The following is a 20,593-nucleotide window of genomic DNA, read 5'->3' as shown; positions in this document are numbered from 1 at the left end:
ATGGATACCATCTATCAGGCAGATCAAATTTCGAACGATATTATGGATGCTTGTGTACAACGGCTGGGATGGCACATTCAGTCGATCTCCCCTATACATCGCGGCTGGCTGAATCTGAAATGGAAAATACATACCGATACGGGAACCTATCTGATCAAGCAGTATAATCGTGAACGCTTCAGGGACTATGATCCTGCTGTGCTGAACCGGGCTTTTGCCCAGCAGATTCGTCTGTATCATGATGGTATTCCTGCACCAAAATTGATTACTGATGATCATACCATCTGGCATACTTCCCATCTGGGAGAACGGTTTCTTGTTATGGAATATTGTGAAGGTGACATAGTATCACCTGGTACGGTGAATGGAGATCAGCTATATGATCTGGGTCGACTGACCGGACAGATGCATCTTCGGTTGAATGATGGCTCTTTGCCTGTATCAGCCTCTCCTCTATTCCAGCCGCCTACACGTGAACAGCGCTTGCAGCATTGGGACCGACTATATGCTCAATTGCAAGCAGAAGAACAGCAAGCCTGTTTACCACTCGTCGAGCAGCAGCGCCAGGCCACTGTGTTAATGAATACGGATATTCTGCATCATCTTCGTCCAGGGTGGGCTCATCGTGATCTGTGGACAGACAACCTTCTGTTCTATCCGGATAAAGTCGCTGCGATACTGGACTATGATCGGCTGAATTATGATTATCCGCAGCTGGATATTGCGCGGGCTATTCTGTCCTGTATCTGGAATGGGGAGCTGGATTACAGTCGGGCTTCTGTCTTTATGCAAGGTTACCGTGAAATTCATCCTCTGTATAAGGAAAAGCTGGGTGTATCCTTGCAGGCGCTCTGGTATATGGAGAGTGTCTGGTGGATTCGATCAGGGATGGATGTGGAAATCGGTCCCCCGCAGCGATTCGCCCTGGAGATGAACTGGCTGGCCGAGCATTATGGAGAATTGGAAGAGATCACAGGCTCTCTTTGAATAAGGATCATATTAATCAAAAAAGCAAATCAGCACAGCATATACTGTGTACTGATTTGCTTTTTTAGTTGCGGCTTTGTCTGCCAACTTCAATTGTATGAAAATGGAAGTTGGCAGACGCTGATATTTTGAAGATCCTTTTAGATAGAATATCAGGTATTGCTTGGCTCCTGTTTTTCAAATTAACGGATCTGTTCGAGCAGTTGATAAGCCTCTTCACGACTGCTTACCTGCAGCAGCTGATTGCGATACTGCTCATCCATTAGCTTTCGGGACAGCATTTGCAGTACTTTGAGATGGGCATTGCCCTGACTGTTGCGTGGAACGGCAATCATGAAAATCAGTCGTGCAGCCGTACCATCCATGCTATGCCAGTCTACACCATCGCGCTTCAGGCCGAATACGACTGCCGGACGCTGAACGGCCTGCGACTTGCCATGCGGAATCGCTATATTCATCCCGATACCGGTAGTACTCTCCTGCTCACGCTCCAGAATAGCTTGCTTGAACTCGGCTGTAGAAGTCAGTTTGCCCTGCTGATCAAGAATAGCAATCATTTCATCAATGATCTGATCCCGGGTCTCTCCCTGCAAATTCAGTTCAATCAGATCCATATCCATAATATCAGTCAACTGTTCCATTCGGATCGCCTCGGCTTTATCCGCTGCTGATACAGAATCTGTCGGTACCACCGATCCAGCGGAATGAGCAGATGACGGACTATTTATAGAAGATGAAGCCATGCTCGCTGCTGGTGCAGCAGTTGTTCCTTGATTGTCCAGTCCACCTTCGTTCTCCATCTGTTCATCGAGCGGCACATTTCGCTTCAGTAGTGTAATGAGCAGTGCAGCAACGACGGCGCCGACAATTACGGCAATGAAGAACATGAGCACATGATCTACTGCACCCAGAACTGCAACGATCGGACCACCATGGGCTACGCGGTCTCCTACATGACCTAGCATGGCAATCACCGACCCGGTCATGGAGCCGACCATAATACTTGGAATAACGCGCAGTGGATCTTGAGCCGCAAATGGAATCGCCCCTTCGGTAATACCGAACAATCCCATCGTAAATGCCGCTTTGCCAGCTTCGCGTTCTGCCGGACGGAACTTGTGCTTGGCGATAAATGTAGCCAATCCCATACTGATTGGCGGAATACAAATTGCTACTGCAATCGGGCCCATAATCTCATAGTTGCCTTCCGCGATCATCGCAGAACCGAACAAAAAGGCTACTTTATTCACCGGTCCACCCATATCAAAGGAAATCATCGCTCCCAGAATCAGTGCCAGCAGCACCGAACTGGTTCCCTGCATACTCGCCAGCCATACAGTCAATACTTCAAAAACATGGGCAATCGGCGCACCGATCAAGAACACAAATACCAATCCGACTACAAGTGATGACAGAATCGGAATAATAATGATTGGCATAATCGGCTGAAGGGCACGTGGAACTTTGAGCTTTTTGATACCCAGCGCTACATAACCTGCCAGGAAACCAGCTACAATCCCGCCGATAAATCCGGCTCCCGATTCACTATGATAAAAGCTTCCCGTTGCTGCGATATAACCACCGATTACACCAGGTGCAATACCCGGCCGGTCCGCAATACTGTAAGCAATAAATCCGGCGAGTATCGGTACCATAAAGGTAAAGGAGGCAGCTCCAATCTGCTCAATTGTTTTCCAGAATGATCCATCGGGAATAACCAGTCCACCGGGTGTCTTCTGTCCACCCAGCGTCAGTGCAATAGCAATCAGCAGACCACCGACCACGATAAAAGGAATCATGTAGGAAACCCCGCTCATCAGATGGCGGTAGATCGGATTCTGCTTATCCTGGCGTTCCTGCTTACCTGACGATGCAGAGCCTTTTGTAACCTGATGAACCGGGACTTCGCCTTCGCTAAATCGCTTGATCAACTCCTGCGGTTTGCGGATGCCATCTTGTACACCGACTACCAGCAGCCGTTTGCCACCGAATCGGGAGGTATTGACCGTTTTATCCGCTGCGATAATAATGCCATCGGCTTCACGTATCTCCTGTTCGGTAAATTCATTCTCGACACCAATTGAACCCTGAGTCTCTACTTTCATCTGTACGCCCAGCTGATCCGCTGCCTTTTGCAGATTTTCTGCTGCCATATACGTATGTGCAATTCCATTAGGACATGAAGTAATTGCCAATAATTTCATGTGTATCATCCTCCATTGTTGTAACGCTTACATGTATTATAAACCGGAGGATGGATGTTAAATGTTCAACCTTTTACCGGAAGAGACAGGAAGATGCGGTAAAAGGAATTTTATTTATCAACGAGCAGCGATCTGCTGTGCAGCTGAACATCTTTCACTTATTCGTTTAATGCTTTTTGTAGAGCAGCCAGATTGTTGCGCATAATGCTTAAATAGTTGACATTCTGAGCTTTTTCTTGATCGGTGATTCCTTCCAGAGGATCCAATACAGCCGACTTGGCTCCAATCTCACTGGCAATTGTATCCGCGAAGCTGGAAGAAACCAGCGTTTCAAAAAAGATTGTTTTGACATGATGCGTTTTGGCAAAATTGACAATCTCGCTCATTTTCTTGGCAGATGGTTCCTGATCGGGTGCGAGTCCGGCAATCGGAACCTGTGTCAAACCGTACTCTCTGGCCAAATATCCAAATGCCGCATGCTGTGTAATAAAATCTTTGCGCTTGGTATTTTTCAAACCTTGTCTAAACTCCTGATCCAGCTTCTCCAATTGTACAATATACGCATTGGCATTGGCTTCAAAAATAGCGGCGTCATCCGGGGATAATCTGGACAGTTCCTGCTGGATATTGCGCACTTCCTGGATGGCGAGCGCTGGAGACAACCATACGTGGGGATCCAGATCACCATGATCATGACTGTCATGATCTGCATGTCCTTCTTCATGTTCTTCTTCGCTGCCTTCTTCCTCAGCTATTCCATCCATAATTTGCAACCCTTTACTCGCTTCGACTACAGCCAGTTTGCTGCCTGTGGTACTGGATAGAATCTGATCCACCCATCCTTCCATACCCGCGCCATTATACACGAGCAGGTCTGCGTTCGTAATCTCCGCAATGTCCTGAGCAGTAGGCTCCCATTCATGCGGTTCTATATTGGCCGGTATAAGAATATCTACATTGGCTCGGTCACCTGCCACCTGCCGGGTAAATTCATACATAGGATAAAAGCTCGCTTTGATCTCCAGCTTGGGTCTGGTAGCTGAAGTCTCTGATGATGCTGTGGCAGAATCAGTATTCTTCTCATTCACTTGGGGAGACGAACTGCAGGCAGACAGCACCAGGACCATAATAAGCATCAGTACAGTAATTAGATATTTTTTCATGAATAGACTCCTTTGGTTTAGACAGCTTAACAGTACGGAAAAACTATGTTTCCTGAAGGGCTGTTTGTTTTATTTCGTAATTATTACGATTTGTGAATAGGCAGATGAATTCCTTTGTTCATCCTTCCTACAAACCTTGAATTGTATACTGGTGATCACTAACTGATCCAATATTGGAAATACGGCTATCTTTCAAAAGCAGAAAATAAAAGGGCTGTGATCAGCAGCCCTTTTAGATCCAATGTATTAACCAGTACAGAATCAGAAAGAGCAACTATCACTTGCTCTCTGTTTCTGAATCCATATTCGTCAGGCCTTTCAACTAATAGTAATTATTACGAATAAAAAGAATTATACCGATGGACTCTTTTTTCGTCAATTGTAATTTTGAGAGCGGTTCTTGAAAATAACTCAAAATCCACTCAGGAAGGTCATTACATCGTTTTGTTCTCGCAAACGCTGAACAAGCAGCGGATTCTCGCTGATCCCTGACAGCTCCCGGAAAAGCAGCCGTGTCTCCTGCTGATTATCATTTTGCACAGCCAGCATAAATACCAGCGATACGTACTCATTGCCCCAGCGCAGCGGTTGCTGCAAAGTTGCGATAGCAATCGCCGATTGAATAATATGCTGCGGACTGCCATGCGGAATCGCAACACCCATACCTATCGTTGTCGCAGACATCTTCTCGCGGACAATGGCACTGTGCATATAGTCTGCAGTGACAAATCCTTTTTGATGCAGCAGCTGACCGAGACGTTCAATAATTTCATAGGGATGCTCCACCTGCTGCTGAAGCCGAACCAGAAAAGGTGTCGTATATTTGAGCAGTATGGATTCCTGTGGCTTTTCTGACGGGGTCTGCTCTGACTTCTGGATAAACCGCTCCAGCTTCTTCTCTTCTCCGGCTTCCAGCAGCGGAGAAATCACGATATAGGGAACAGGCACTGACGGAAGCTCAATCGTCGAGATAATCATATCTACCTGATGCTGACGAAGGAAATCATCCAGCTCGGTCAGCCCAATGCAGCCCACTACATGCACTGCATAGAATTTACGTTCGATCCGGGAAGAGAGCAGCTGGGACATTCCGATCCCCATATGACATACAATCACTACCTGTTTATGCTTCCGGCTGCTGTGATTAAGCCTTTCTACAGCTGCCTGAAAATGCAGCGTCAGATAGGCCATTTCTTCTTCCGGAATGACCAGTCCATATTCCCGGTTAATCTCATCTACAGCCGATACCATCATATCGAACATATAAGGATACATTTTCTTGATCTCATGCAGCATCGGATTAGTCACCGGCAGCCCGTACTGAAGGCGATTCAGCGTGGTCCGAAGATGTACATGCAGTCCGCTGATCAGCGTCTCATCCCTGGTAAAATCAATCAGATTCAGACTGCACATCGTTCGAACCAGCTGATCCACTATAAGGACAGGCAGTTCTTCCCTATTTTCGCCTGCTGGTTCGGTGACCCTGTCCGGCTTGTAACGTAGCTTGCCGCCCAGCAGATGCAGTGCCAGATAACACTTCTCCATTTCGGGAAAAGCCAGCGCAAATGGTCTACCCAGCGCAGCCGTCAGTTCACTCGCCCATTCATACTCACGCTTCTGTTGGATTTCTTCCATCTCATGTCCGGTCACCATGATCGGTTGGCCCAGCTTAATGCGACGGCTGATCAGCAAAATGTGAATGACCAGACTATCGAATGTCTCATCTGTAAAATCGAGTTGCTGTCGCCGGCATAACGCTTCCAACTCATGATAGACAGTATCCACTTCGTGAGCAGCGAACTGGCTTTTGAGCCATTTGCCTGCAGGCTCACCGTTATCCGCCAGCCGATTCAGCCGTACCAGCGCCAGTCGTTTGTGACGCTCTTCTCCAGCAATTATCATACCGATCCGCTGCCGGGTGACCACTTGCAGATGAAAGGGCTTCAGCCAGTCGGCAATCAGATCGAGATCACTGCGAATCATGTTACGGCTGACATAAAAAGTATCTGCCAGTTCCTGTGCGGTTACCGCTTCTGTACTCATCAGCAGGCGGTAAGCGATCTGTACGATACGCTCTTTGTCGGGAACGATGATTGAGGTTGGCTGTATGGTCTGCAGCTGCGCAATCATCGCATGAACTCCTTCTCCGGATGCGCTCAGACTGATGCCTGCCCCTGGTCTTCGAATCAGCGCTGCAGTTGGATAATCCGCTATATACTGTTCAATAATCTTGCAATCATTACGAACCGTCTTCTCCGAGCAGTGCAGATGATCTGCAACATTCTGGATCTGGATAAACTGACCCAAATGATTCAACAGAAGCTGCAAAATATCCTGCTGTCTGGCATTTAACAATATCATCGTTATTCGTTACTCCTTCATAATCGGTCAGGAACGATCTGCTCCGACCGTGACCGTCTCCCGGTACTGCAATATCTACTTACCAATCACAGTCTGAAATACAATAATAACCGGAGCCTCCGAGAAGGTCCGGTTATTATTATCCGTTACATTTTTATACAATGAAATATCATTACATGCAAGGTGATCGACAGAAAATTATAAGTTCAGCTGCATCAGCTTCTGTAAAGTACGGTCAGATAGAGCCGGCAAATATTCATGTCCATATTCATGATAAAGCAGCATTTCTTTGGGTGAAGTAATCTTGTTATAGGCTGCAAACTGTGTGGATGGCGGACAAATAATATCTGCAAGTCCGGTTACCCATAGTACATCTGCCTGGATACGCGGCGCCAGATTCTGGATATCAATATAGCCCAATTTCCCAAAAATCTCATCCTCCCGCTGATGATGAGGATCGAAAAACCGGAAATAATAGACCAGTTCTTCATAAGCGGAATTCGTTGGATCCAGCTGACTCGCCTGCTTATAGTCTGACAGAAATGGATAGACCGGAACAGCGATCTTCACACGCGGTTCCAGTGCAGCACAGGCTACAGTAAGCGCTCCACCCTGGGATAATCCATGGGCAGCGATCCGCTCGGGATCGACTCCCTCGAGAGACATCAGAATACGTGCAGTCTGAACGGTATCGAGGAATACATTACGGAAATACAACTTGTCCGGATCGGGATCATCTATACCGCGAATAAAATGTCCACGAATCGTCGAGCCCTTGACGGTCAGCGCATCCTCCGACCATCCGCCCTGCCCCCGGCAATCCATCGCGAGTACGGTAAATCCGTGAGCAGCATAGCCAATTTTGTCAAACCAGTCTCCACTGTCACAAGCATACCCATGGAACATGACCAGCCCCGGACCTGCAGGGTGTAATGCGGCATCTGTCGGCTGTACCAGCTTGCAATGTATTCTAGCTCCACCGATCCCTGTAAAATACAAATGATAACACTGCGCTACCGGCGAATGAAATTCAGCCGGTACCAGCTCGTACTCCAGCGACTGCTGATCCAATTCGGCGAGTCCCCTTGCCCAGTATTCATCAAAATCCGCCGGTCTTGGACTGCTGCCCATGTAGTTTTTTAACTGCTCCAAAGACATATCTACTGCCATCTGCTCTCCCCTTTTCCACTTATGCTGCAGTATTACTTTACAGTGTTATTCTGCACGTCGTTCGGCAGTGAAGTATAGAACTCCCGGATGACGTGCTCGGCGGGCTTGCCGTATACGCTGTATCCATCATGATTCAAGGCTTCCTCTTCCTTATACAAGGCGGCACTCCAGTCCCATAATCCAAAACCGCTTACCCATGGGCGAGTCTTGCAGGCGCTGAACATAGCCGTATAATAGTCCGCCTGTTCTCCTGGATTCACTGTGCCTGCCCATTCCCAGTCATTGGGGATCATCGCCGAACCACTACGGCTGGGACAGCCTGCCTCCGCAAAGAAAAATGGTTTGTTGTAAGGACGTATAACAGACTCAATCCGATCCAGCTGATGATCCCAATCATTGATCGGATAATAGCCACTGGATGAAATGACATCGACTGCGTCCCACCATTTCACATTATTTTCCTGATATTTGTCCGTGTTGTACGTGATCAGACCGGCGTAGTCCTGACGTACATCCGCTATCAGCTGCCGCCACTCTGCTGAACGTCGCTCGGTCTGCACCATTTCACAGCCGACAATCATCATCTCGCAGCCTGTTTGCTCGGCAATCCGGGCATAATGAAGCTGATACTCGGTATAACTGGCAAACCATTCGTGCCACTTGGGTTCACAAGGTACATCCTTATCAAAAAAGTTGATATGCGCCCGCCAGGTGCCATTACGACAGTTCACGGTTGGCTTCATGATCAGCTTGAGTCCGAGAGAACGGGCGTAATCCAGCATGGCGATCAGTTCATCATCCTCGACGATATGCTCCCCGCGATAATCCACCTTTGTAGAATGGGGCGTATCCTGCAATGCTGCCAGGGCAAAAATAACTGTAGTGCTGCCAGTACGCTCTTGCATCAAGCGCAGTGATTCTCTGGCTTCAGGTGAACGAAAGCTGCCGCGTCCGCTCATCCAGCCATAGGTAAATCCCTTGATGTAGTTCATGCATGCATTCCTTTCTTGCTCATAATAATAATCTGCCCTCGCACTGAATCCAGTTATGACAAGACCCGATTACATGCGGCCAATCTCTTGGTCATCTGCAATCTCTTCATGATGCTCAATCACATAACCGACGATCTCTTCCACTGTTGTATAAGCCACACCCACATACGTATCCGCTGCTCCATAATAAATAGCGATTCGTCCGGTGTCGGCATCATGCAGTGTCGCACACGGGAAAATAACATTGGCAACAAATCCACGTTCTTCATACCATTCTTCCGGTGTCAGTACAAAGGTCGAAGCGCGATATTTCACACGGGATGGCTCGTCTTTGTCGAGAATAACAGCGCCCATGCTATACACAAGTCCGTTACATGTACCGGTCACGCCGTGGTAGAACATCAGCCAGCCTTCACTGGTCTCGATCGGCGCAGGCCCGCCGCCGATTTTGACCGATTGCCACCAGCCCTGGCCACCTTTGCTCATCACATGACGATGCTTGCCCCAGTAGATCAGATCGGGACTTTCACTAACAAATACATCACCAAATGGAGTATGCCCGCTATCACTTGGACGGGATAGCATAAGGAAATTGCCGTTTACTTTACGAGGGAACAACACGCCATTACGGTTGAACGGCAGGAATGGATTCTCCAGGCGGGTAAAGGATTTGAAATCCTGGGTGCTGGCAAATCCTATCGCCGCTCCATAAAAATCGGTACACCAGATAATGTAATAAGTATCTTCTACTTTGACGAGGCGCGGGTCATAGGCATAGTTCGGTTGAAACGGCTCTCCTGCTTCATCCTGGAATTCAATGCGCTCTTCTTCAATCTGCCAGTCCAGACCATCGTCACTCCAGCCCAGATGCAGATGTGGGCGTCCGTTCACCGTTTCCGCACGAAATATGCCTACGAACCGTCCCTCATAAGGAACAACAGCACTGTTAAAAATACGTGCGATTCCTTTGACCGGATTACGGTCGATCACTGGATTCGCCGTATGACGCCATACCGGGAACTCGTAGCCTTCCGGCTTATCCTGCCAAGGCATTGCAGCCAGCGAATCGCCAATAATTTTCACCGTAGTTACAGTCTTGTTTTGAATATCAGTCATGATTAATCTCCTCCATTTTCTCTTTTTGGGTTTTGGGTTTTGGGTTTTGCGTTTTTGAATTTGGGAAAGGTTATGCCGAGAATAGGAAATAGCTAACAAACTAGTAAAATTGCTGTATATTCATAAAACAATTTTTATTTCACTGATCCATTGGTAAATCCATTGTAAATATACTTTTGCAGAATCAGGAAAATGATCAACGTCGGGATAATGGCGATCATAATACCTGCACAGATAACTTCCCACTGCGAGCCATATGGTCCTTTGAATTTGAACAAGGCAGTGGATATGACCTGCAGCCCGGACTTGGGCATGTACAGGAACGGAATATAAAAGTCATTGTAAATATTGATCCCTTTGACAATGATGACCGTGACAATCGCCGGCTTGAGCAGTGGCAGAATAATTTTCCAGTAAATCGTAAAGTATGATGCTCCATCCAGCATTGCCGATTCATCCAGTGCCGGAGCAATCGATTCCAGAAACTGCAGAAAAATATACACGGCGATAATATCGGTACCCAGATACAGGATAATGGCTGCCCAGTGCGTGTTGACCAGATCCAGTGCATTGACGATCTGGAACGTAGCCACCTGGGTCGTCACACTCGGAATGAGTGTCGCCAGCAGAAAGGCACCCATGATCAGCTTGCTGCCTCTAAACTGAAAACGATTGAGTACAAAAGCAATCATCGAACCAGTTAGCGTCGCCCCGACAATCGAGATCACCAGAATAAAGGTCGTATTGGCAAACCCGAGCAGCATTTTGCCATCGACAAAAGCCTTGGTGTAATTGGCAAAGTTCAGCCAGTTCTCCGGAGGCAGCAACGGACTGGTAACTGCATACTCCTGTTTGGTTTTGAATGAAGCAAAAAATACAACCAGGATGGGCAGCAAGGCAATGATCGCGCCAATAATCAGCGTGGCGTATTTGAATGTGGACATTGCCGAATATTTGAGTCTATACACAGCTTACTTCTCCTCCTTCACCAGCATGCGCTGTGCAGCGGTAACGATCACAACAATAAACAGCAGGATTACCGCCATGGCCGATGCCAATCCCAGCTTGCTGTATTTAAAGGCCAAATCGATTGTCTGAATAACAAATGTCTCACTACCGTTCGAGCCGCCTACCATAATATAAGGGATATCAAAAGCACTGATAGCTCCGCTTACAGCAAGAATAATATTCAGCTGCACAATCTTGCCGATACTCGGCAAAATAATATGGCGGAACTGATGCCAGCGGTTGGCGCCATCAATATCGGCCGCTTCGTACACATCCCGGTCAATCGACGAGATTGCACCGAGGAAAATAATAAAGTTGAAGCCCATATACCGCCATACGGAAGCACCGGCGAGCGAGTAGTTGATAATATTCGGATTGCCCAGCCACAGCTGTATGTAATGACCGAGTCCGAGTGCATTTAGCAAGGTATCCAGTGTGCCATCCGGACGGAAGAAAAATAGAAAAATAAAGCCGATCGCTACCCCGTTCAGCATATAAGGGAAAAATAGCACCCCTTTAAAAAAGTTTTTGAATCGGGTACTGAAACTGAGAATGGTCGCAAAATACAGCGCCAGTCCCATCTGTACAAACGTGGCAAAAAAGTAATACAAGCTGACTTTGAACACGGCAAAATACTCGGGTTCGCTAAAAATACGTTTATAATTCTGAAAACCCACATAATCCATATGCTTACTGTAGCCATTCCAGTCGGTAAAGCTGTATTTGAACATATTGAATACAGGCAGATAGGAAAATGTAATCAGCAGAATCATCGGAATTGCCGAAAAAGCGGCGATAATGATTTTCCGTTGGGTCGAATAGTTATAATTGGAAAGTTTGAACATCCTTTACCTCCAGCTTCGCTCAGATACCAAAACCATGCCGTCTTCCTGCAGCGGTTCGGGAAGAGAACAGAGCCCTCTCTGTCCTCCCGTCCGCATCACAGATTACTTCTCAGCGACGGCTGCTCTCGCTTTGATCCATGCGTCATTCAATTGTTTCATAATGTCATCGTATGATTCATTTTTGTTGCCAATCGCTGCTTCTATAATCCGCTTTTTGAAATCAGGCTGCCACAGTCCGATTTCGGCTTCTTTATCGATTTTGTCCACTAACCCTTCCTGACCCGCTTTGCCTGGAGTCAGTGTCTCAAAGCTTACGCCCTCTTTCTCGTATTCTTTGAGAACAGCTGGCAGTTCGGAGCCTTTGACTGGACTGATACTTCCGGCTTGCTCTACAGAATAATTCGATTTATTGATAAACCAGTCCACCCATGCTTTGGCAGCCGGTTTGTTCTCACTGTTCACATTGATGCCGATATTATAGTCTGCCGCCAGCGGTACAACGACTTTGGCAGCATTGCTCGGGAATGGCATGAAGCCAATATCGTCAGGATTGGAAGCTACGCCCTTGATCTGGTCAATAGCCCATGAACCCAGCACCATCGTACCGATTTTGCCATTAGCCAAATCGGCTTTGGAACTTTCCCAGTCGGTTGTTGTCGGGTCTTTCTCTATAAGTCCGGCTTTGGCTGCATCATACAGTACTTTGTACAATTCGTAATGCGGCTGTCCCGCTACAAAGTTATCATCCGAGTTCGGCTGTGCAATATTCACATAATCCTGATCGCCAGCTACCGTTGGAAGATCCGCTTCCCACTGGGTGAGTGGCCATCCGGCAGCATAGTTGGTATACAGCGGAACTGCTTGTGTCTTGTCCTTGATCTGTTGTAGCGCCTGTTGGAACTGTTCTGTTGTTTGCGGAACTTTATTGATGCCCGCCTGTTTGAATACCTGTTTGTTATAGATAATTCCCGAATAGGTGATCGCTACAGGGATACCGTAAATGTTATTGTCCACCATACGTTCTTCAATCCCGGTATATTTTTGCTTCAGTTCATCATAAGAACCGAGAGGTTCGAAGAAATCAGGGATATCCTTGATAGGAATACTGGTTGGAATGAGCAGTACATCTCCATAATCTTCTGTACTCATTCGTACTTTGATCTGTCCTTCATAGTCGGATAAGGCTTCAAAATTTACTTTAACGTCAGGATAAATCTTGTTAAATTCTTTGGCATAATCTTGAAATACCGTATCCACAATATCTGTACGCTGCGTAATCACGGTAATATCGCCTTCAATTTTATTTGGGTCGCTATTGTCCGAGCTGCCTTTGGAACAGCCTCCCAACAGTGAAACTACCAGCAATGACGCTACGAAGCTGGAAAACCATCTACGCTTCTTCATTCCAATCCCCTTCCTTTATTCCGTAACTTTATTTAACCTTATCGATTAGGTTACATACGCATTCTATATTGTGAGCGCTTTCTAGTCAATCGTTATTTTGATCTCTCTTTCTAAATAACTAGCTTTCACTTCTATATTTTTCAATTGACTTTTGCTTTTGTTAGTCATTATAGTGTTCACATAAGGTTATCGATAAAGTTATAATTAGGATGGTGCCGATGTGAAAATATTACAAAAAGAGATTCGTCAGGAATGGCTGGAACATATCCTGCCTTTCTGGATGAATCTCAAGGATGAACAGTATGGAGGTTATTACGGCGAGGTTGGCTATGATCTGAATGTCTCTACCGATCAACCCAAAGGTGGAATCGCTGCAGCACGGCTTCTCTGGTCTTTTGCTGCTGCTTACCGGATCACCGGAGAAGCACAATATGCCGAACATGCGAGACATGCATACCAGTTTCTGTGTGGTCCATTGTACGACCATGAACATGAGGGAATTTACTGGGCGGTTGATTACCAGGGTAATCCGCTGGATACACGCAAACATGTCTACAATCAGGCTTTTGCTATTTATGCATGCAGTGAATATTACCGGGCAACCGGTGACGAAGATGCACTTCAACTGTGTATCCGTCTATTCCAATGGTTGGAACACACCGGTTACAATCGCCTAATCGGCGCATATCGCGAGGAATTTGACCGTTTCTGGCAAGAACAGCCCAATGAAATGCTGAGCGAAAATGGCGTAATCGCTGATATTACGATGAATACGCATATCCACGTATTGGAAGCCTATACGAATCTGTACCGGATATGGCCGGATGAGCAGGTACGCCAGTCACTGGATAATCTGCTGCTGATTCTGCATGACCGTATGTATGATCCACAGCAGCGCAGACTGAATGTGTTTTTTGATAACCAGTGGAACTCCCTGCTCAATCTCACTTCATTTGGGCATGATATCGAGGCCAGCTGGCTCATCGATGATGCCTTGCAGGTGATCGGGAATACCAATCCCGTCTATCAAAAGATGGTTACCGATATGGCTTACCGTGTTGCCGAAGTAGCTATCCAGCCGGATGGTTCACTGATGAATGAACAGGAAGACGATCATATCGACACTTCCCGGATCTGGTGGGTACAAGCCGAGGCTATTGTTGGATTTTATAATGCATACCAGCGTACCAGTGATGAAACATTTCTTCAGTTGATCGATAGATTGTGGGCCTATATCAAAGATCATATTATCGATCCGCGTCCAGGCGGAGAATGGTTCTGGTCTGCTGGTGATCAGGGAGAACCGGGACAGCGTGAAGTAGCCGGTATGTGGAAATGTCCGTATCATAACAGCCGTTTTTGTATCGAAATTACCGAGAGGATGAATTAAACGATGATCCATGAACAATATGCAGCACTCGCAGCCGAGCAGGAACAATTACTGAACCGACGCAACGAGAAAAATACAGCCTTCTATAACGGGATCTATGACCGTTATCTCTATCCGGTACTCACCCGTCATCATGTACCGGTACACTGGCGATTTGATCTGGATGCACAGCGCAATCCGCATTTTATGGAACGTCTGGGCATCAATGCCGCACTGAATCCGGGAGCGATCTATCATGAAGGCAAATATATTCTGGTCGTCCGTACAGAAGGTCTGGATCGCAAATCCTTTTTCGCCCTGGCCGAAAGCGATAACGGTATAGACGGGTTCCGGTTTACAGGCAAGCCGCTGACCTGGGACGATATTGATCCTGCCGAGACGAATATGTATGATATGCGTCTGGTCAAGCATGAAGACGGCTGGATCTATGGCATCTACTGCTCGGAGCAAAAAGATCCGGATGCACCTGCCAATGATACATCCAGTGCAGTGGCGCAGGCAGGACTCGTTCGTACTCGTGATCTTAAGTCCTGGGAACGTCTGCCCAATATTCGCACCTCTTCTCCGCAGCAGCGCAATGTGGTTCTGCATCCGGAATTTGTAAATGGTAAATATGGATTCTATACACGACCACAGGACGGCTTTATTTCTACCGGTTCAGGTGGCGGTATCGCTTTTGGATTATGTGATGATATTCTGAATCCGGTGATTGATACCGAGACTGTCATGGATGAGCGCCGCTATCACACCGTCTATGAAGCCAAAAATGGTCAGGGGCCTGCGCCGATCAAGACCGACCGTGGCTGGGTGCATATTGCTCATGGCGTCCGCAACACAGCAGCTGGTCTACGATATGTACTGTATGTGTTTGTCACCAGCCTGGAAGACCCTTCCGTTGTGATTGCCAAGCCGGGGGGCCTGTTTATCGCACCTTATGACGATGAACGTGTGGGTGATGTATCCAATGTTATTTTCTGCAACGGTGCCGTGGTTAATGAGCAGGGTGAAGTGTACATTTATTATGCTTCCAGTGATACACGTATCCATGTAGCGGTTACTACCCTGGAAAAGCTCACCGATTATGCATTCAATACACCTGCAGATCCGCTTCGTTCTCTGGATTGTGCACTTCAGCGTTCTACGTTGATCGAAGAGAATGAGCGCCTGCTGGCATCCCTTTAACTTATGCGGCTTTTCATTTCCGGTCCTCGATTTCTTTATTACTCTACAGTAAAACTGTATACTGTGTTTACAATAACGACTTTTGTCGGAACAAACAGTATTCATTTACAAGAGAGGCCGGGAGAGAAATGATGAATAAAAATATTACGATGCGTGACATTGCACTCAAAATGGGTGTCAGCAGTGTTACCGTCTCCAAAGCGCTTAATGATAAAGACGGTGTCAGCGATGAACTCAAGGAAAAGATCAAGCTGGCCGCCTGGGAGATGGGCTATCGCATGAATACGGTAGCCAAGTCGATGCGTGAAGGACTTACTTATAATCTGGGTGTTATTATTCCCGAACGATTTACCGGCACCTCTCAGACCTTTTACCTGCGCCTGTACCAGGAGATTGCGGTCGCGCTTCAGCAGCATAATTATTATGGTATTCTGCATATTCTGAGCCGCGAAGATGAGGAGCAGCTGAATCTGCCGCGCATCTATCATGAGCAAAAAGTCGATGGCTTTATATTGCTCGGACAGGTCAGCAAAGAATATATCGAGGTGATCGAGCAGATCGAGCAGCCCAAAATGTTTCTCGACTTTTATGATGAGCATGCCGAGATTGACTCCATTATTACGGATAATTTTTATGGTGCATATGAGCTGACCAACTATCTGATCCGCCAGGGACACCGTGATATCGCCTATGTTGGCAATCTGTATTCGACCAGCAGTATTCAGGACCGGTTCCTCGGCTATTACAAATCGCTGCTGGAACATCATCTGCCTCTGCGCCAGGAATGGATACTGAGTGACCGCGATGAACAAGGTACATTCGTCGATCTGGAACTCCCTTCTCCCCTGCCTACGGCTTTTGTATGCAATTGTGATCAGGTTGCGCATCTGCTTCTGCAGCAGCTTCGCACCGAAGGATACCAGGTACCGCAGGATTGTTCGATCGTCGGCTTTGATAATGATATCTATGCCACACTGTCAGAGCCGCATCTGACAACGATTGAAGTCAATATCAACAAAATGGCCTATACGGCTGTCGATTCCATTCTCAAAAAGATACGTGACCCGCATACAAACTTTGGAAGAGTGCTTGTACCGGGCAATATCATATATCGGGATTCCGTAAAGGATATGACGTAAAGAATCACTATGTACGTTGATCCCATTTGTAATTTCTTTATTACATTCTGCCGTGCTGGATTCGGCAGATCATGCGCCAATGATCATCTGTACAATTTTAGCCCATGCGGTTCCGGCTGGCTGGCCAGCCTGTTCAAGCAATTGCGCCGGAATCGCTGGTTAAAATAAAAAAAATCTGGAGGTTGTTGTATGAAAAAGCTGTTGTGCAAAGGGTTACTGTCTACGCTTGTCATGATTCTGGCTATCTATGGAATGAACAGTTTTGCACCGAAAGCGTCAGCTGCAACAGGATTTTATGTAAGCGGTACCAAATTGTACGATTCCACCGGTAAGCCTTTTGCCATGCGAGGTATTAACCATGCACATACCTGGTACAAAAATGATTTGAACACGGCGATTCCTGCTATCGCACGTACTGGAGCCAACACGGTTCGCATCGTCCTGTCCAATGGGATGCAGTACACCAAAGATGATGTGAATTCGGTTAAAAATATTATTTCCCTCGTCAACCAGAATAAAATGGTTGCTGTACTTGAAGTCCATGACGCTACAGGCAAAGACGACTATAACTCGCTGGATGCTGCCGTGAATTACTGGATCAGTATCAAGGATGCCTTGATCGGCAAAGAAGACCGGGTGATCGTCAATATTGCCAATGAATGGTATGGCACATGGAATGGTAGTGCCTGGGCAGACGGTTACAAGCAGGCAATTCCTAAGCTCAGAAATGCAGGCATCAAAAACACCTTGATCGTCGATGCAGCCGGCTGGGGACAATACCCACAATCGATCGTCGATTATGGACAAAGTGTATTCGCCGCCGATTCACAGCGAAATACAGTATTCTCGATTCATATGTACGAGTATGCAGGCAAGGATGCCGCTACTGTCAAAGCCAATATTGATGGTGTATTGAACAAGGGACTTCCAGTAATCATAGGTGAATTCGGAGGTTATCATACGAATGGTGATGTAGATGAATATGCCATTATGAGATATGGACAGGAAAAAGGCATTGGCTGGCTCGCCTGGTCCTGGTATGGCAACAGCACCAACCTGAATTATCTGGATCTGGCAACCGGTCCAAATGGCAGCCTGACCAGCTTTGGTAACACAGTAGTCAATGATCCAAGTGGAATCAAGGCGACTTCCCAAAAAGCCGGTATCTTCTAAACCGTCCTTTCTTCTATACGGCTATCTGTAACTGCAAAAATCCCCTGTGCCATAAAATACGCACAGGGGATTTTTATATCAACGAATCATTTCAACCATCATTCGCTGATCGGTTAGCCTGTACCGGATCGTTCTTCTGCCAGCCGTATCTGGATAGAAGAGGTTGTCTGCAGATGGTTGATTTCCTCCGGTGACGCTTGTTCATCGGTAATGAGCAGATCTATCCGGTGAAGAGAAGCAACGCGTGTAAAGCAATCTTTACCCATACCCGTATGTTCTATCAGACAAATCGTTTGGCGGGATTGCTCCATAACCGCACGCTGAAAAACGGCCTCTTCCGGACGAGACGTACTCAGTCCATTAACAGATACACCCTCAACAACAGCAAAATTAAGATCTGGCGAGAACTGCCTCATCCATTCAACAGCCAGCGTATCTGTCATCATGCCGGATGCAGTCATTTGTCCTCCTAATAGATAGGTACTGATCCAGTTTATTTGCTGTAGTCCCTCTGCTATATACAGCGAGTTGGTTACTACAGTAAACGGCAACTGGAACGGAAGATACAATAGCATGAGTTTGTGCAGGGAAGAGCCGCCCAGAAATACGGTCTGACCTTCCTGGATACAAGATGCGGCAAGCCGTGCAATAGCATGTTGGCGGCTGCTCTCATCATTATGTATCCGCTGAAGCTGAACCGACTGGGAAATGGTACGCATATGAGACAGCGGAATGGCTCCTCCATGTGTACGTTTAAGTAGATGTTCCTCTTCCATCGCAGTCAAATCGCGTCGTATGGAATCAATCGAAACACCGAATATTTCTGCAAGATCCTTGGCAAGCACTCTGCCGTCGCGTCGCAGCAGCTCCAGGATCTGATTGCGTCTTTCCAGAGAGAACATGGTCTTCCTCCTTGATTATCTTTGCAGATCGTGATTAGCATTATCTGCTGATCCTATGCCAAGTTCACTGATTTTTAACAGAATATTGCAGGATAAGTGTTTGTTACCTGGACCGATAACGAGATATAATAGAGCATAGTACATATTTACTACCCGTCAGGAGGCCAATAATGAATATTGAAATTCTGGATGCCCGCCATGCCGAAGCTTATCGACAGCTGCGGTTAGAGGCACTGGAGCAGTACCCTGAAGCATTTGCTTCCAGTTATGAGGAAGAAAAAGATTTTCCATTGGAGCGATTTCATAGACGGCTCACTGGTACAGACTCCACGACACTCGGAGCATGGCATGAATCCGAATTGATTGGTTCGGTAACCCTTGTCTACGAACGCAAGCCCAAGCTGCAGCATCGTGCCAATATCATGGCTATGTATGTAAAACCGTCCCACCGGGGCTCAGGAATTGGCAAGGAGCTCATGCAGCAGACAATCCGAACAGCACGCAGTGCAGGAACTATCGAGCAGATTTACCTGTCGGTTATGGCACATAATGAGCCTGCCAAACGGCTGTATCAGGCACTCGGATTTGAAGCTTATGGCAAGGACTGGCGTGCCCTCAAAATCGGCCAGACGTATTACGATGAAGAACTGATGGCACTCTTCCTCTAAGTATCGCCCTCTTCTGCTTACAGCGATTGGTTCGATACCAACTGCTGTCGTGCTGCCTCGGCACGGCGTATACTTTCCCTGGTCCATGGCGGCGCAGACGGGTCACGAAGCAGTTCTTCACTCGTCATCCAGTAGACAGCCTCTACTTCTGCGGCGCTTTTGCTATGCGCCCGTCCCTCTGCATATTCACACAAAAATACGATATTAAGTACTGTGTGGCCGGCATCCGTCCTGAATACCGAATTGTATAGATACTGCGGATTCGGTACAATCCGGATGCCCACTTCCTCCTCTATCTCACGATAAAGGGCTTCTTCCAGCTGATCGGTTCCCTGTTCGTCAGACTCCAGTTTGCCACCGACGAGTGCCAGTGTACCGCCAGCATGCTCTTCTTGCAGACTTCGGCGGATGATCAGCCACTGATCTGCGCGATAAATCGCTCCTTCCACATTGATAATGCTCATCCTATCACCCTCCTCTATGTATCCTGTTATTATTCTGCATGTCCTATTTAGGATGGATACCATCATAATGCTAATTTCATTAGACTCTAGAACAGTGCTATTCCAGTACCGGCCGCATGAAGCTGCGCTCATAACTGATAATGCAGCGTGTCTCATTAGCGTAGGCATAAGCAGCCTGACACTCTTCATCAATCTCCATTCTGCGGCGGTACAGCTCATACTCTGCCAGGCTGGGGAAACTGAACAAAGCATACGCGATATTATTGGCGCCTTCATGAGGAAGAAAATAACCGTGGTGCATACCGCCCAGTCGATTGACCAGTGGGATCCACAGTTTGGCATAACGTTCGAATTCAGGGACTTTGTAAGGATCGATTATGTATTTGAGATAACAGGTGATCATCGCATATTCCTCCCAAGTATGT

Annotated in this window: 18 protein-coding genes; 6 read left to right on the top strand and 12 right to left on the bottom strand. The window is 47.1% G+C overall.

Annotated features, from left to right (window positions below; translation table 11 throughout):
* Positions 1 to 987: a phosphotransferase gene (locus H065_RS0111065; RefSeq protein WP_017813124.1), complete on the top strand. Its 987-nt coding sequence runs from the start codon at positions 1 to 3 to the stop codon at positions 985 to 987.
* Positions 988 to 1,169: 182 nt separating this feature from the next.
* On the opposite strand, the gene H065_RS0111060 is transcribed toward H065_RS0111065, so the two are convergent.
* From H065_RS0111060 to H065_RS0111020, 9 genes are all read right to left on the bottom strand, one after another.
* A complete protein-coding gene (locus H065_RS0111060) occupies positions 1,170 to 3,191 on the bottom strand; it encodes a PTS fructose transporter subunit IIABC (RefSeq protein WP_017813123.1) in 2,022 nt (673 codons plus the stop codon).
* Positions 3,192 to 3,349: 158 nt separating this feature from the next.
* Positions 3,350 to 4,354, bottom strand: coding sequence for a metal ABC transporter substrate-binding protein (locus H065_RS0111055; RefSeq protein WP_017813122.1), 1,005 nt, complete (start codon positions 4,352 to 4,354; stop codon positions 3,350 to 3,352).
* Positions 4,355 to 4,765: 411 nt separating this feature from the next.
* Positions 4,766 to 6,715 carry a BglG family transcription antiterminator gene (locus H065_RS0111050; RefSeq protein WP_017813121.1) on the bottom strand — a complete coding sequence of 650 codons (1,950 nt, stop codon included), beginning with the start codon at positions 6,713 to 6,715 and terminating at the stop codon, positions 4,766 to 4,768.
* A 198-nt stretch (positions 6,716 to 6,913) separates the two neighbouring features.
* On the bottom strand, positions 6,914 to 7,885 hold the full coding sequence (locus H065_RS0111045) for an acetylxylan esterase (RefSeq protein ID WP_017813120.1): 972 nt from the start codon (positions 7,883 to 7,885) through the stop codon (positions 6,914 to 6,916).
* Positions 7,886 to 7,917: 32 nt separating this feature from the next.
* Positions 7,918 to 8,877 carry a glycoside hydrolase family 113 gene (locus H065_RS0111040; protein WP_017813119.1) on the bottom strand — a complete coding sequence of 320 codons (960 nt, stop codon included), beginning with the start codon at positions 8,875 to 8,877 and terminating at the stop codon, positions 7,918 to 7,920.
* A 69-nt stretch (positions 8,878 to 8,946) separates the two neighbouring features.
* Positions 8,947 to 9,993, bottom strand: coding sequence for a glycoside hydrolase family 130 protein (locus tag H065_RS0111035; RefSeq protein WP_017813118.1), 1,047 nt, complete (start codon positions 9,991 to 9,993; stop codon positions 8,947 to 8,949).
* Positions 9,994 to 10,127: 134 nt separating this feature from the next.
* Complete coding sequence (locus tag H065_RS0111030) at positions 10,128 to 10,937, bottom strand: carbohydrate ABC transporter permease (protein ID WP_407944423.1); 810 nt, start codon at positions 10,935 to 10,937, stop codon at positions 10,128 to 10,130.
* A 27-nt stretch (positions 10,938 to 10,964) separates the two neighbouring features.
* Positions 10,965 to 11,846, bottom strand: coding sequence for a carbohydrate ABC transporter permease (locus tag H065_RS0111025; RefSeq protein WP_017813116.1), 882 nt, complete (start codon positions 11,844 to 11,846; stop codon positions 10,965 to 10,967).
* A gap of 102 nt (positions 11,847 to 11,948) precedes the next feature.
* A complete protein-coding gene (locus tag H065_RS0111020; RefSeq protein ID WP_017813115.1) occupies positions 11,949 to 13,250 on the bottom strand; it encodes an ABC transporter substrate-binding protein in 1,302 nt (433 codons plus the stop codon).
* A 220-nt stretch (positions 13,251 to 13,470) separates the two neighbouring features.
* On the opposite strand from H065_RS0111020, the gene H065_RS0111015 reads away from it, so the two are divergent.
* From H065_RS0111015 to H065_RS0111000, 4 genes are all read left to right on the top strand, one after another.
* Positions 13,471 to 14,640, top strand: a complete 1,170-nt coding sequence (locus tag H065_RS0111015; RefSeq protein ID WP_017813114.1) for an AGE family epimerase/isomerase — start codon at positions 13,471 to 13,473, stop codon at positions 14,638 to 14,640.
* Between the two features lie 3 nt (positions 14,641 to 14,643).
* Positions 14,644 to 15,822 (top strand): glycoside hydrolase family 130 protein, encoded by a 1,179-nt coding sequence (locus H065_RS0111010; RefSeq protein ID WP_017813113.1) that lies wholly within the window; start codon positions 14,644 to 14,646, stop codon positions 15,820 to 15,822.
* Positions 15,823 to 15,953: 131 nt separating this feature from the next.
* Positions 15,954 to 16,961, top strand: coding sequence for a substrate-binding domain-containing protein (locus H065_RS0111005; RefSeq protein ID WP_017813112.1), 1,008 nt, complete (start codon positions 15,954 to 15,956; stop codon positions 16,959 to 16,961).
* A gap of 189 nt (positions 16,962 to 17,150) precedes the next feature.
* Positions 17,151 to 18,134 carry a glycoside hydrolase family 5 protein gene (locus H065_RS0111000; protein ID WP_017813111.1) on the top strand — a complete coding sequence of 328 codons (984 nt, stop codon included), beginning with the start codon at positions 17,151 to 17,153 and terminating at the stop codon, positions 18,132 to 18,134.
* 113 nt (positions 18,135 to 18,247) lie between these two features.
* Here H065_RS0111000 and H065_RS0110995 read toward each other — a convergent pair whose 3' ends face one another.
* A complete protein-coding gene (locus tag H065_RS0110995; RefSeq protein WP_017813110.1) occupies positions 18,248 to 19,036 on the bottom strand; it encodes a DeoR/GlpR family DNA-binding transcription regulator in 789 nt (262 codons plus the stop codon).
* Positions 19,037 to 19,206: 170 nt separating this feature from the next.
* On the opposite strand from H065_RS0110995, the gene H065_RS0110990 reads away from it, so the two are divergent.
* A complete protein-coding gene (locus H065_RS0110990; RefSeq protein WP_017813109.1) occupies positions 19,207 to 19,704 on the top strand; it encodes a GNAT family N-acetyltransferase in 498 nt (165 codons plus the stop codon).
* Between the two features lie 17 nt (positions 19,705 to 19,721).
* Here the strand turns inward: H065_RS0110990 and H065_RS25760 are convergent, their stop codons facing one another.
* Entirely contained in the window at positions 19,722 to 20,168 is a 447-nt protein-coding gene (locus H065_RS25760) for an NUDIX hydrolase (protein ID WP_017813108.1), read from the bottom strand.
* Between the two features lie 97 nt (positions 20,169 to 20,265).
* Positions 20,266 to 20,571 carry an NIPSNAP family protein gene (locus H065_RS0110980; protein WP_017813107.1) on the bottom strand — a complete coding sequence of 102 codons (306 nt, stop codon included), beginning with the start codon at positions 20,569 to 20,571 and terminating at the stop codon, positions 20,266 to 20,268.
* Positions 20,572 to 20,593 lie beyond the last annotated feature (22 nt).

Source organism: Paenibacillus shenyangensis (assembly GCF_000346635.1).
GTDB lineage: Bacteria > Bacillota > Bacilli > Paenibacillales > Paenibacillaceae > Saccharibacillus > Saccharibacillus dauci.
The sequence above is the reverse complement of the archived record's forward strand: the minus strand, read 5'-3'. Positions and strand labels throughout refer to the sequence as shown.

Bases quoted from the DNA above. Each gene is read 5' to 3' on its own strand.
- H065_RS0111035 (WP_017813118.1), bottom strand. From the start codon at position 9,993: ATGACTGATATTCAAAACAAGACTGTAACTACGGTGAAAATTATTGGC.
- H065_RS0111005 (WP_017813112.1), top strand. From the start codon at position 15,954: ATGAATAAAAATATTACGATGCGTGACATTGCACTCAAAATGGGTGTC.
- H065_RS0111040 (WP_017813119.1), bottom strand. From the start codon at position 8,877: ATGAACTACATCAAGGGATTTACCTATGGCTGGATGAGCGGACGCGGC.
- H065_RS0110990 (WP_017813109.1), top strand. From the start codon at position 19,207: ATGAATATTGAAATTCTGGATGCCCGCCATGCCGAAGCTTATCGACAG.
- H065_RS0111065 (WP_017813124.1), top strand. From the start codon at position 1: ATGGATACCATCTATCAGGCAGATCAAATTTCGAACGATATTATGGAT.
- H065_RS0111045 (WP_017813120.1), bottom strand. From the start codon at position 7,885: ATGGCAGTAGATATGTCTTTGGAGCAGTTAAAAAACTACATGGGCAGC.
- H065_RS0111000 (WP_017813111.1), top strand. From the start codon at position 17,151: ATGAAAAAGCTGTTGTGCAAAGGGTTACTGTCTACGCTTGTCATGATT.
- H065_RS0111060 (WP_017813123.1), bottom strand. From the start codon at position 3,191: ATGAAATTATTGGCAATTACTTCATGTCCTAATGGAATTGCACATACG.
- H065_RS25760 (WP_017813108.1), bottom strand. From the start codon at position 20,168: ATGAGCATTATCAATGTGGAAGGAGCGATTTATCGCGCAGATCAGTGG.
- H065_RS0111050 (WP_017813121.1), bottom strand. From the start codon at position 6,715: ATGATATTGTTAAATGCCAGACAGCAGGATATTTTGCAGCTTCTGTTG.
- H065_RS0110980 (WP_017813107.1), bottom strand. From the start codon at position 20,571: ATGATCACCTGTTATCTCAAATACATAATCGATCCTTACAAAGTCCCT.
- H065_RS0111020 (WP_017813115.1), bottom strand. From the start codon at position 13,250: ATGAAGAAGCGTAGATGGTTTTCCAGCTTCGTAGCGTCATTGCTGGTA.
- H065_RS0110995 (WP_017813110.1), bottom strand. From the start codon at position 19,036: ATGTTCTCTCTGGAAAGACGCAATCAGATCCTGGAGCTGCTGCGACGC.
- H065_RS0111030 (WP_407944423.1), bottom strand. From the start codon at position 10,937: ATGTCCACATTCAAATACGCCACGCTGATTATTGGCGCGATCATTGCC.
- H065_RS0111025 (WP_017813116.1), bottom strand. From the start codon at position 11,846: ATGTTCAAACTTTCCAATTATAACTATTCGACCCAACGGAAAATCATT.
- H065_RS0111055 (WP_017813122.1), bottom strand. From the start codon at position 4,354: ATGAAAAAATATCTAATTACTGTACTGATGCTTATTATGGTCCTGGTG.
- H065_RS0111010 (WP_017813113.1), top strand. From the start codon at position 14,644: ATGATCCATGAACAATATGCAGCACTCGCAGCCGAGCAGGAACAATTA.